Source organism: Bacillus sp. 05T22 (assembly GCF_056396765.1).
In genome coordinates this window covers 1-13,106 of the sequence record NZ_JBFTMC010000154.1, presented here as the reverse complement: position 1 = coordinate 13,106, position 13,106 = coordinate 1, and the positions used below count along the sequence as shown (strand labels likewise).

Below are 13,106 nucleotides of genomic sequence, written 5' to 3'. Positions count from 1 at the left end.
AAGAAACGTGTGCGTTCTATGTTAGGATTCAAGTCATATGAAACAGCCACTTCTATATTGAGTGGCGTTGAAACCATGCATATGATGAAAAAAGGACAACTTCACCCACAGGTGAAGTCTGCCCAAAATGAAGTTAGGTTCATACATAAGTTGTTTGGAATTGCATCATAATCTGCCATTGAACAGTCTATGTAGATTTCTATGTCTCTATCAAATGATTTTTGCACCAGAACCAATCCAATTAATACAAAATATAAAACAATATAATTAGAATTCATCCTCCGTAATTAGATTTCCAGCATCATTACCTTTCGTAGAACTTCATTCCAGTTCTTTTAATCTACGATATAGAGCGGTCTGACTCACTCCTGTGATTTGGCATATTTCCATAACAGTTTTATTGGAGCACGGCAACTACTCTGATATTAAGTCTGCAAATTAGAAAGCCATTATTCTCTCTTTGGGAGTCTTACAAATACCTGGTTTAGTAGTTACTAAATATCCTTTAAATGCCTACGTGATCATCGAACATCATTATACCATTACGGATCCTTCCCATCTTTAGTACAGTCAGCATAATAAAAAGCTTTGCGAAATTATTCGCAAAGCTTTTGTAATGACATGTAATTATAATAGTAATTTTCGTATCTCTTCTGTACTTAGACCAGTGAATTTTGCAATGTCTTCTAACGGCATACCATTCTTATGCATACCACAAATTAATTGGATTTTCCCTTGTTCTATGCCTTCTTCTCGCCCTTTTTGGATCCCCTTTTGAATCCCCTTTTCTAAACCTTCCTCTAAGCCTTCTTCACGAGCGTGAGCCAACTTAGCCTGTTCATCAAGAAGTAGCTTCTCACGAGCCTCGTAGGCTGTTCGGAAAGAGGAGTCATGGCTCATATTTTCCCATTTATTTATTGCTTTTTGTAAAATTGGATCTTGATTCATTGCAATCTCCTCCAATATTTGAGTTAAATGTTCATCTTCATGTGCTGGTAGTAATAACATCCATCGAACAAATGTATTTTCCCATGGGTTTACTTTTTCTTCACGCCACTGTTTGATCAATTTAGGTATCTCTACAAAATGGATTTCAATATCGTCACTTAATACCTGTTGCGATTTTGTATTCCATAATTGTCCGATGGTATGAAATGCTTCATCGTGAGAAAATAATATAAAATCTAATAAGTTAATGGTAATGGTTTTCCGAAGGGAACGATATGGCATCCCTTCTTGCATTTGGGACGTATAGAGTTTACTCCAATAATATAAAGATCGCTTTACCATATCATGTGTATTCCGGAGCTGAATTTCGATATTAACTTGTGTTCCGTTATCTAGAGTTGCTAATAAGTCTAATATGGATAACTTATCATCTTCATAAGATTTATGAAGATGTGGATCTTCTAGTTGTAGAGATGCAATAGGTGCATCTAAATATTCTTCTAGGATAGCGTTTAGAAATCCGGTTAATATCTCTTCATTCCCTTTTGTGCCGAATAACTGTTTAAAAGCAAAATCAATTCGTAAATTTACTAATTTTGTGGACATGGGTTTCCTCTCCCTGTCTTTCTTTTCTTATTATTATTTTATAATTGAACTCTCTATACAAGCAAATGCTACTTTTACCATTGTAGCTCCAATTCATCACAGTACACATCTAACTCCGTAAAACAGTTTTGTAAATCCGCTTCAAAATCAATTTCACGAATTATACTATCTACCTTTTGTTCTAAATCTGAAATTGTGGTGTAAGGAACATAGAATATATACTCTCCCGAACGTTGTTCCATATTATATTGTGATATGAGAAAGGATTCAATATTCTTTTGAACTTTTCCCTTTCCTCGTACAAATTTATTATTATTTTCTACACGTAACAACATACGGATAGTGGCTGTTGGTTCTTTAGCTTGTTCGCTTTTTTCGGTTTGCTTATTTTTTCGTATGTATCTGTATAGTGTAGCTTGACTAATACCTGTCATGTTTACAATTTCTTGTATGCTATATTGCTCTGATTTATATAAGTTTAATGCCTTTTGAATATAGGTATCTTTAACACGAGGACGCCCACCAACTCTTCCTCTTGCTCTTGCACTTACAAGGCCTTCTTGTGTTCGTTGAGCAATCAAGTCTCTTTCAAACTGGCTGAATGCTTGAAATACTGTTAACATCAATTTTCCTTGAGGTGTATTAGTATCAAATTGTTCTTTGATACTAATTAGCTTAACTCCCTTATTCTCAAAAAAATCAACAAGTTCAATTAAATCTTTGGTACTTCTTCCTAATCTAGAAAAGCTTTCTACAACTAATGTATCACCAGGTCTAATTTTATCTTTTAATCGAGTAAGCTCTGGACGATCACTTTTCGTACCTGTTATTTTTTCAGTTAAAATTTCAGTACAGTTATAATTTTGAAGCATGTCTAGTTGACGAATCAAATCTTGTTGTTGGGTACTTACCCGTGCATAACCATAAATGTATGCATTCATAAAATCACCTACCCTTTACATGATAATTTTATCACAAAGGGTGGTTAAAGTTAATTTGATTTTGACAATAGTTTTGATAACATAGTTAAGCGATTTATAAGGCTCAAATTTTGTTTGTTTTATAGTTATCAAAAACCATCGTTTTTGATAACTATGAATCCAACTTTTCTATTTTTAAATGTCCCAAAAACTTTACTTTTTGGGACGTTCTATTTATAAAAAGTAAAACTAAGTTCATGACTTTTTATAATTTGTAAAACTGAACATTAAATTCTTATAGCAAATATGTACCTAAAGGTGTGTTTTATTTTTGGTATAACCTTAAAATCATTTCTATACCTTTTTGGATTACGTTTCCCACTCAACACCCACTATTCCAAAAGGTGTACCTTTTGGGAATAAGAAATTGCGGATCAGTATTGATTTTAAGTATGAAAAATTGTATAGACTGAAATGATTATATATTTCAAAATATCTTATTTTATCGTCAATTACTCTATTAGTTACTGTGACTTTTTAAGGTATCTCTACAGCCTACCCTTATTTATTCTCTAAGCATAATTAGTAAATTCTTATTGTATAGACATATGGTATAAAATTGAATTTGTATATTTTCTTTTGTATATACCTTGTATAATGAAAATACTAGTATAGTTATGTGAAGTAGAAAGTAAAATTTGAAAAGGTGTGAAATAGTTGGTTAAGTTTACCTTTCTTTTAAAACCTATAATGAATAAAATAATAGGCTTAATAAGTGCTAATTTTTTGGAAAAATTAATAATGAGATACAAATTAAATAAAATAAAATCATTTCAAAAGCAATATGAAGATACATTTGTTGATTCAAAAACATTTCAAGATTTTTTAAATCGTGAAGAAAATGCACTTTTAATATTTGATTACGTATTTGGCTCTACATTTAAATCTAGCAGTAGAGATGATTTTGTGGAGCAATTATCTAAAAGTGCAATGAATGAGATTAATAAATTTAGAAATTCTGCGGATTTAAAAGAAATAGAAGATCATCCAGTCGTAAAACAATATCTTAGAGAATTGATCATATATCTTCAGGAATATAGAGATAAAAGTTTTAAGCAAAATGAAATGAGTATGTTGGCTAATATTCAAAATAGCATAGTAGCAGGTAATGAAAATTTGAGTGAATACTTTGAAAAGAATTTAGTTGAGGTTCAACAAAGGGCTTACATAAAAAAATATACAGATGAACATTTAGAAGAACTACTTAATCAAAATATACTAGATTTAGGTAAAAGGTATAATTCAGAAGCAAATGTAGGAACGGATTTTAATGTTGTATTTGATTCTTTGATAGGTGATAAGAAGATTTTTGAAAATCTCGATGTTTTAATACATAAGTTTCGAGATAGTATTAATAAATTCAGTATTGCATTAGATGCATATAAAGAAGAAGTCGAACTTAAAGATATTTCTTTTGTTGTAAAGATTTTAGATTTCTTAAAGGATATAAACTGTAATGATAGTGAATTTTATTTAGAGAGTAATTTGAATACTTTTATAGAAGAGATTAATAATTTTATGGGAGAGGTTGAAGGTTTCAGATATTGGCTTTATGAAAAAGGCGAACAAAAAATCAGAAATGAAAGCATTACACTAATTCATCAAATATCTCAACATGAAAGGGCGATTACTGATTATATTAGCTTGCTTCACCCAAATTTAATCAATAATCCATATTTGTTAATATACGGAGAAGCTGGGATTGGAAAATCACATTTACTAGCTGACAATGCCAAAAGATTACAAGAAGCTGGACATAGTGTTTTTTTATTTTTAGGTCAATATTTAAATAAACATGACTATCCTTTTAATCAATTATTCAATCTAATTGATTATAAAGGTGATAAAGAGTACTTTTGTAAGGAATTTAATGAAAGAGCACAAAGAAAAAATAAGAAAACTGTAATTATAATAGATGCTTTAAATGAGGGAGAAGGTAAACATTTTTGGAAAAATTATTTGCTGAGTTTTTTAAATTTCATTAAAAAATTTAAAAATATTGCAGTGGTTTTATCAGTTAGGAGTAACTATGTAAGAAGCGTATTACCTGAAAATATTGAATATGAATTTCCGTTGCATAAATTAGAGCACAAAGGGTTTAATGATTTGAGTTTGGAGGCATTAGAGCCATTTTTCAACTTCTATAAAATAAATCCGGTCATATTTCCTTCCTTAGAAAATGAATGTTATAATCCATTATTTTTACAAATTTATTGTGAAGCTTTTCAGGATAATTATAAAGGCTTTAGAGGTTGGAGTATAGTCGAGGTATTAGAAAAGTATATCGAAAAGATTAATACTAAAATGTCACTTGATGAAAGATTTCGATATTCAAGTTCATTAAATTTAGTGGATAAAATTTTGAAAGGAATTGCTTTGAAATTCATTGATAACGAAAAACGGGATATTAATTTTAATGAACTGTGTGAAGTAATAGAAAATGTGGCTAGTAAATATACAACTGATTATCGATTATTAATATTAGGTTTAGAAGAAGAAAATATTTTAACAATCAACAAAGGACATAATGAAGAGTTAGTCTACTTTACTTATGAAAGATTCGCAGATATATATATGTCCATAATTTTATTAGAAAGGCATAAGCAAGATGAAAATGTATTTAAGAATATATTACTAAGTGATTCCCAGTTTTATTATGGAATTTATGAGAGTCTATCCATTGTTATCTCGGAAAAACAAAAAGTAGAATGGCTAGATTTAATTGAAAGTAAGTTTATAACTTTTGACATAGCAGAGGAGTTTGTACGAGGAATCTCTTGGAGAAATGTGCAGAATATAAATGAAAGAACTTTTTATTGGATCAATAAATGTTTAAGCCAAAATAATATGCATTTACAAAATCTAGTATACGAAAGATTGCTAAAACAGTCATATGTTATAGAATCTCCACTAAATGCAGATTTCTTACACGATAATCTTAACAATATGTCTATGTCTATAAGAGATGGAAGTTGGACAATATCTATAAATAATAATTCTGAAGTACCTATGCGACTTGCAGAAATCATACTTAAACAAAATTTAAGTTTTGAACATTTTAATCATCAAAATTTTGAATTGCTGTCAACAACTTATATTTGGTTACTTACGAGCTCAAATATAAAGTTACGGGATACTGCTACTACTGCTCTAGTGAAACTATATATGAATAAGCCTTCAATTATTATAAAGGATATTAGACGATTCATTAACGTAAATGATCCATATGTTCTTGAAAGGCTATTTGCAAGTGTATATGGTGCAATTTTAAGAACAAATGATTTGTCTCAATTAGGTGAAATAGTTGATTTTATCTACACCAATATATTTGAAAGCGATGAGGTTTATCCAAATATTTTAATTAGAGATTATGCCAGAAGTATTGTTTTATTTGCTGTTAACAAAGAAATTATTAGTTTTAAAGGATATGAAAAAATTAATCCTCCTTATTCAAGTTTATGGTATGAAAAAATATATTCATTACAAGAGATAGATAATAAAGTTAAAGAAATGGAACAAAAATCAGAAGAAGTGTATGGTGGCTTTCGTTCAATAGTCAGATCTATGACTACTGAATATGGTAGAGGGACTGGAGCTTATGGAGATTTTGGAAGATATGTTTTCGGGAGTGCGGTGTCTGATTGGAGAAATCAATTTAAGGATCAAGATTTGAGTAATATTGCTACGATGAGAATTATTGAGTACGGATATAATGAAAAAGTACATGGTTATTATGATAGAAACTTAAATCATCATAGTAGACATAAAAACTCAGTGGAAAGAATCGGAAAAAAGCTTCAATGGATTGCATTGTATGAGTTACTAGCAAAATTGACAGATAATTACCCTGTATATAAAGAAGTAAAGAGGTATACACCTGAATATGAACAATACAAAAAGTTACAAAATAAAAAAATGCATAGATATATGAGAACCCTTTTTGATTTTGAGTCAGAAGAAGACATAGTGGTGATAGAACAAGAACCGGAAATACCTCTAAAGGAAGAAGAACACATTGTCCGAATCGAAAAAGAATATTATAAGAAATACAATGGACCATGGAATCCATTTTTAAGAAATATTGATCCTAGTTTATTAAATTATCCACCAGAAAAATCTATGCATAATTTGATTAAATCTTATTTACCCCATAGACCGAATAAATATTGGTCTCAAAGTAAAAAGGAGTTTGAAAATCTCGAAGACTTTATACTTATTGAGTATGAAGGAGAGAAATATATATCTTTAGCGCAATTACTTATTCAAAAAAGGGATAATGGTAAGAATTATGTAGATGTAGATGAATTTTGTGTAAAAACAAGAGCAGTATTTTTGCCGCTTAAGGATAAAGAAAACTATATTGGCTTAAAGTCTGTAAAGAAGGGCGATTTAAGTGTTTCTTGGACGAATTTATATACTGTATTTGCATTTGAATATTGTTGGCATCCAGCTTTTTTAGAAAATTTCTATGAACAAGAATTTGAAAATATAAAGTATGAAGAGTCAGTATTAGAATATTTATGGGAAACAAATATAGATACTATTTCAGGAGAATTAAATTCATGTAGTTATCTTTTACCAAGTGCCAATTTAGTGAAGTTTTTTGAGTTAAATCAAACTTCTGAGGGTGTTTGGAAAGATGAACATAATAATTTGGTTGCTTTTGATACACAGTATCTTGGATATGAAAGGAACTTGTTATTTAGGGCTGATTATTTAGAAGAATATTTAGAAAGCAATCATCTAACAATTGTATGGGATTTTTATATGGAAAAAAAATCTGAACGGAGTCGAAAAGAAGAATGGTTCATCTGTTGGATTAATAATAATAAAGATATAGAACATCAAATTTTAGAAGAATATCAGGAGACAGATAGGAAAGAATTATTTTAATAAAACTAACTAAATTGTATAGAAGAAAAGAAGTGCCCTCAGATTGTTAGACACAGCCTTACAATCGGGGGGCACTTCATTTTAAGGTTTTGAATTTTTTCTTATTTTGGGTATATTGATATAATGTAAATCTAAAAATAACAGGATAATTTTTTAAACAATAAGTTTCGTTGCGCAAAGCTTATCATAGCGCTATGCGTGTAGGAAATTCCACTTTTTTATTTTGTATAAAACACCTTAAATTAATATCTATCTCATAATAAATTAGTGAATGGTTCTTACGCACTTTTGGTGATGATCTATATGTCCCTATGTAAAGAGATTTAGATATTTTTTCAGAAAAGCATTCTCTCTACAAAGTTAATAACACCCTTTGTGTTAATAGTTTGCTACTCGCACGTCCATACATCATTCGTTTGATTGTTTTAAGTCGATTAATATGTCCTTCTGTTATGCCGTTACTAAATGAAAGAGAACATGCTGCAGTAATTGCTTTTATGTCTTTCGCCACATAGTTCATAAATGTTTGGATGGCAGGAAACGGCATATTTTTATATGTTATAAGCCAATTTGCTAAGCTTTTAGCTCGTTTTTCACGAACAGCGGATAGGAAATCTTGAATCATGCGATGAACTTGTTTCAGCTCAGGAAACTCTGTACGAAATATTTCTGGTATGCTATTTTTCCACTCTTCATATTGAGCCTCACTCCACATAGACCATAGGAGATGCGATCGGGATACTGTGAGCGTAATTTTACCCACTCCTTGCTCTCTTCGTATTTGAGCAACACATGTGTTTAGGGTAGATCGTGATCCTTTATATCCCATCTTCCGCAGGAGTTCTTCCATTTCGTCAACAGTCTTCTCTTCCGTATTCCACTTTTGAATGGAAGAGAGAAACGAATTCAAGATAGAGCTACGACGGAAATCTGGTTTTTGCTTTCGTTGTAAATCTGCGTACACCGTGCCACGGCTCAGTTTCATGCTTCGAGCGATCCAGGCAATCTTCTTTCCTTGCTGAAAGAGCTCTTGAACTTGTTGACTGCGTTTCCAAACCCATTCCTCATGTGATTCCCGTAGGGAATCTGTCTTTCGTACTACGGGAATAGGTTCGTCAGACTGTACGTACTCTATTTTCTTCCAATCTGCAGGAACATGCTGGTTTAGTGATTCTTTCAATGCATCAAATAGCCCTTTCAGTATATGCCAACGGTCTGCTACCTGTTGTGCATGAGGAAGTGCTTCAGAAATGGCAGAAGCGTAAGAAATGGAGCCGTCACGACTCACAACTTGTATATTAGGATGTTGTTTTAACCACTCTACAACGTCTTCTTTTTTACGACTTTCTAAAATCGTAATAGGACGCCTTGTATCTTGATCTATAATAAGCGTTCCATAACGATTGCGTTTTTTAAAAGCAAAATCATCAATTCCAATGTTAAGTAAGTTTTGTTGCGTAGGCGGCTCCATTTTATAGAGTAAGCGAAGAAGTGTATCATGACTTGTATGAAATCCTAGTGATTCCGTCACTTTAGATACAGTTGTACAGTTTGCAGATAGAACAATTTTCTGCAAAAGTTCTTGCAAACGATTCGTTTTTCGTTGATATGATTGAAGCCACGCGAATCGCTCGGTAAATATCCGTGTCGAGCATGCTGGGCTATCACAAAAGAATTTCTTTACTTGTAATTGTAGGTGAATAGATGTTTGTTGAATAGCTAAGTCTTGAACAAAACGTGTATAACGACTATGTACTCGTGATGAAATCTTGCCACAAGAAGGGCAGGGACATGATTTGCAAATAGATTTTAGGATATAAACATGAGTGTGGACCGCTTGAAACGAAGACATAAGTTCAACACCTTCAAATGAAGGAAGGACAATATACATGAAGTGTACTACTCCTTTTTATCTTACTATACCATTTCTTATATCCCTTCACCAAAAGTGCGTAAGAACCAATTCTACTTGACGGTTACACCGGAATATAATTTACTGTTTTTCAATGAATTTATAGTTGTAATGAAATATAATTTTCCGATCAATTTTAAACTAGAAAAGTGTACCTTTATGAACATTGGTCATTTTTTAGGACGGATAATATTTAAAAAGTAAAACTAAGTTCATATCTGTTTATAATTTGTAAAACACACCATTAAATATCCAAATAAAAACCCAGTGACTTCATGCACACATACTGATATCACTGGGTTTTATAAGTTTAACATTTTGTAAGTTTTGTAAAACTCATCTTTTAAGTTAATACATATGAATTTGTTTTTTTCGGTTTAATTTCCCCTGTAAATTTAAATATTGGAGTTTTTYTTGTGACTTACTATTTTCTTTTATTACCGATGTGAAATGACTTACATCGGAAAATATAGCTATATTTTTTGCGCCTTCCTCAAATTTTTGCTTAATTTCCTCGACAAGTGATTCATCGTAGATCGTAACAGAAGCAGAAGGAATTCGCTTTATATTATCTTTGTCGGCTTGTTCAACCCAAGGAGAATACAGTGAAATACTATAGTATGGAAATTTTTCAGTTGGTATGTTTATTGATTTGATTCGACCATGAAGGCAAATAGGATGATCTGGTGATGTAGAAAGATAGTCAAAGGCTTTTCTAAAATTTTCAGTATCATAGAAAAAATTAGCCCACTTAATTTCTTTATTATGAAATTTTAGTACCACAAGATTACGTAATTCYTTGTCTTGATCTTCAAGTTGAGTCTGTAATTGCATAATTTTTTTCATTGATGCTAAATAGGAAGAGAGCTTTCCTTTGTTTTCGTATATTTTTTGTGGATTTCTTTTTGTTTCACCTACAGGTACTAAAACATTATTACTACAAGATATGGTCTTTTTATTTTTTTGTAAAGCATCTTTAATAACATGTAACCTAAATTCGTATTTCCCATTTTCTAAACTAGTCATTAGGTCTTCTGCACTTCTTGCAATTACTTTAATTTGACCAACGGTATTGAATTGGCATGTTTCAACATGTTTTTCTTTTCCAGATAAGCGAAGATATGCTCTTACTGGTATAGTTTTATCGCTATATTTACGTTTGAATTCATCAACAAAACTAAGTGATTTACGACAATTTTCATCGATACAGTATAAATCTTTTTGTAGAGCTTCGTTTTGTTGAATTTCATCAATCTCGACAATCCTACTTAAAAAAGGATGATAAGCACTAGACATTTTCATTCCCATTTAAAATCCTCCAATATAAGTTAATTATTCTTTATTTCATATTACCAAATAAAGCAAAGGGAATAATTAGAATTTACAAAAAACAACAATTTCGTTTCAAAATTGTTATATTTTAGATGGTATTAGTATACGATTCGGAATAAATATCTGATTTTTAAAAGAAATTTTGAATCATTAAATATCTGATATTCTTCTATCGTCAGAAAAACAGCATGCTATTTTCGAACTCATACCAAAACCTTTTTAAGCACCCTAACAGGCGAATCAAAAAGCAAAATAATTCCCGATGCCAAATATATTAGGTTAATATCAAAATCCGCTTATAATCAAATCTGAGAAGTCATTTTCTGTGAAATGGAATTTTTTTATGTTTATAATCGTACAAGAGCTGTTTTCCAATACAAGCAACTGACAATCCATTTGTGAACATAGCTGAGAGCAAGATTATGATCTGCTGCACCCGCTCTTCATCTAAAAAACGATCAGAAATATATACACACCCTACGGTCCATGCCATTAGGTAAAAACCATAACTATCATATGTTCCTTGTTCTAATTTTTTAGTTTGAAACACAAGTTATTTCTTGTACGTATTTCACCCCCCTTGTATCTTCTGGACAAAATAGTACATTCCGACTTAAGATCAAAGTTTCCTGTAATACTTTATATCCAATTTTGCGTAGTTTTACTTCATTCACACTGCTTCCTCCTTTTCTACAGGATTCATTACTCCTCTTTTTAGTAAGGAAGAGGACTTTGATCTGAATTCTCATGTCTATAATCACACTCTCTACAGAAAAAAATCCAATTCGGAAATTCATCGTACATAGGGATCATCTCCACTTTTTTCTCTTCTGAGCACCTTGGGCATAACATATTTCTTTTCCCCCTTTTGTTTTTCCCTATTTATTTTTATCTAATAGTTTAGATGTCTTTATAGGCATGTTGCACAGCCACGCCTATAAGAAATAGAATGATTAAAGCTAAGGTAATAACCTGCCGCCAACTTTTTTTAAATAACAAGATAACTAGTGACATTAGAAGGACACTTGTAGTACATAAAGTAATACCAAATGTCCATATCATGTTAACTCCCTCTTTGTTAATTAATATAACCATCTGCTTTTAGGGGCTGCTGAATCTTCATTTCATTAATTACCCATCTACCCTTTTGCTCATCATATAGTAATGAAATATCTAAAGGCATTTGTGTGACACTAGACACACCATTTACGGTTATTTTTTGCCAAACACGGGCAAATACATTTGCATGCGTTGTATCTACTGCCGTATAGTACAATAAGACTTTATCAATATCTGAAACTATTGTTTTATCTGGTTCAGTTTTTTCGACTGGTTGATTGAGATCTGTCCCTGCTGGAACCAGCATTTTCGACGCATCCTCTGTCACAAATGGCTTAATTTTTGTCCATGCTCTTTCCCCTTTTGCAGTATCATAGACGAAAAAAGCTTTTAAAAACTCTTCTGTATCTTTTTTGACATGTGTTTCTGTATTTCGTTCTTTTCCTTTCAACTTCTGATCTAGTTTTTTATTTTCAATTTGCACCACTTGCAATTTTTTCTTTGCATCTTCATATTTCTTTTGATACTCATTTACTTTAGAAGCTGTAGAGGTTGCATATATGCCAACCCCTACAACTAATAATAGTAAAATGCCTGTAACCCCTTTATTCATTGCTATTCCTCCTCTATTTCACACGTCTAATTCCGACGAAGTGATCAGCCCAATATTTTTTACTTAAATCTGCATAATGCAAATGGGTTCCGCCTGCATTAAACATCCGATTATTGCCGATATAAATTCCTATATGTGAAATCCCTGCTTTATATGTCCCTTGGAAGAAAACGAGATCGCCTGGTGCTGGATTATCCACTGGCACTGTGGCATTGTACATAGATTCGGCCGTTCCACTGATCTTAATTCCGACTTTGTTATAGCTCCATTCGATAAGACCCGAACAGTCGAAATTCGGTGGCGACCGCCCGGCCCATACGTATGGGAAACCGTCGTAAGGTGTTACTAATGCCATAATCTCATTAAATTTTGCATTGGCTGGACCATCTCCCGTTCCGTCCCCAGGACCAGTTCCACCGCCAGCTCCTCCGCCCTCATTTGTAGCAACATAATATTTTAAAACTTTTTCGACATAACTAAAGTCGCCATAGCAGTAGGGGGATCGGAAACCACATTCTGTTCTTCCACCGTTGTGTTCCAAGGCAAATTGCTTTGCTAATTCAAGCGTATACTCTCCACCATTTCTATTGATGAAATTTAAAAACCCTGGCCCAAATAGTGATAGGTAAGGTTTTGACGTTATCTCCACCTTTTCCCCCACTTCACACCATACGTGAGACTTTCACCTCATACGGCGTTCCATCTAATTCAATTGACCAACTTTTGTATTGAAGGAAAGATAGGATGTCGACGCGCTGATATT

8 protein-coding genes and 1 pseudogene are annotated in these 13,106 nt (G+C 32.0%); 2 read left to right on the top strand and 7 right to left on the bottom strand.

Annotation, left to right across the window (positions count from 1 at the left end):
• Window positions 1–171 (top strand): annotated as a pseudogene (locus tag AC1DIT_RS25985) (IS6 family transposase); the annotation flags it as partial.
• Between the two features lie 456 nt (window positions 172–627).
• On the opposite strand, the gene AC1DIT_RS25980 reads toward AC1DIT_RS25985, so the two are convergent.
• Window positions 628–1,554, bottom strand: coding sequence for an Rpn family recombination-promoting nuclease/putative transposase (locus tag AC1DIT_RS25980; RefSeq protein ID WP_016133405.1), 927 nt, complete (start codon window positions 1,552–1,554; stop codon window positions 628–630).
• 74 nt (window positions 1,555–1,628) lie between these two features.
• Window positions 1,629–2,495, bottom strand: coding sequence for a recombinase family protein (locus AC1DIT_RS25975; protein ID WP_016133406.1), 867 nt, complete (start codon window positions 2,493–2,495; stop codon window positions 1,629–1,631).
• Window positions 2,496–3,224: 729 nt separating this feature from the next.
• On the opposite strand from AC1DIT_RS25975, the gene AC1DIT_RS25970 reads away from it, so the two are divergent.
• Window positions 3,225–7,427: an ATP-binding protein gene (locus tag AC1DIT_RS25970; protein ID WP_051124598.1), complete on the top strand. Its 4,203-nt coding sequence runs from the start codon at window positions 3,225–3,227 to the stop codon at window positions 7,425–7,427.
• Window positions 7,428–7,779: 352 nt separating this feature from the next.
• On the opposite strand, the gene AC1DIT_RS25965 is transcribed toward AC1DIT_RS25970, so the two are convergent.
• The 5 genes from AC1DIT_RS25965 to AC1DIT_RS25945 all read right to left on the bottom strand — a co-directional run bounded on the left by AC1DIT_RS25965 (window position 7,780) and on the right by AC1DIT_RS25945 (window position 12,992).
• The gene (locus AC1DIT_RS25965; protein WP_016113480.1) at window positions 7,780–9,318 is read right to left on the bottom strand and encodes an ISL3 family transposase; all 1,539 of its coding nucleotides are present in this window, start codon (window positions 9,316–9,318) and stop codon (window positions 7,780–7,782) included.
• 369 nt (window positions 9,319–9,687) lie between these two features.
• The gene (locus AC1DIT_RS25960) at window positions 9,688–10,647 is read right to left on the bottom strand and encodes a hypothetical protein (protein WP_476998513.1); all 960 of its coding nucleotides are present in this window, start codon (window positions 10,645–10,647) and stop codon (window positions 9,688–9,690) included.
• Between the two features lie 340 nt (window positions 10,648–10,987).
• A complete protein-coding gene (locus AC1DIT_RS25955; RefSeq protein WP_476998512.1) occupies window positions 10,988–11,221 on the bottom strand; it encodes a hypothetical protein in 234 nt (77 codons plus the stop codon).
• 528 nt (window positions 11,222–11,749) lie between these two features.
• On the bottom strand, window positions 11,750–12,343 hold the full coding sequence (locus AC1DIT_RS25950; protein WP_242227246.1) for a hypothetical protein: 594 nt from the start codon (window positions 12,341–12,343) through the stop codon (window positions 11,750–11,752).
• Between the two features lie 13 nt (window positions 12,344–12,356).
• The gene (locus tag AC1DIT_RS25945) at window positions 12,357–12,992 is read right to left on the bottom strand and encodes a C40 family peptidase (protein WP_016133033.1); all 636 of its coding nucleotides are present in this window, start codon (window positions 12,990–12,992) and stop codon (window positions 12,357–12,359) included.
• Between the last annotated feature and the right edge of the window lie 114 nt (window positions 12,993–13,106).

What these genes read in the sequence shown, in the direction of transcription:
- AC1DIT_RS25980 (WP_016133405.1), bottom strand. Translation starts at nt 1,554, where the DNA reads ATGTCCACAAAATTAGTAAATTTACGAATTGATTTTGCTTTTAAACAG.
- AC1DIT_RS25970 (WP_051124598.1), top strand. Translation starts at nt 3,225, where the DNA reads ATGAATAAAATAATAGGCTTAATAAGTGCTAATTTTTTGGAAAAATTA.
- AC1DIT_RS25975 (WP_016133406.1), bottom strand. Translation starts at nt 2,495, where the DNA reads ATGAATGCATACATTTATGGTTATGCACGGGTAAGTACCCAACAACAA.
- AC1DIT_RS25965 (WP_016113480.1), bottom strand. Translation starts at nt 9,318, where the DNA reads ATGTATATTGTCCTTCCTTCATTTGAAGGTGTTGAACTTATGTCTTCG.
- AC1DIT_RS25950 (WP_242227246.1), bottom strand. Translation starts at nt 12,343, where the DNA reads ATGAATAAAGGGGTTACAGGCATTTTACTATTATTAGTTGTAGGGGTT.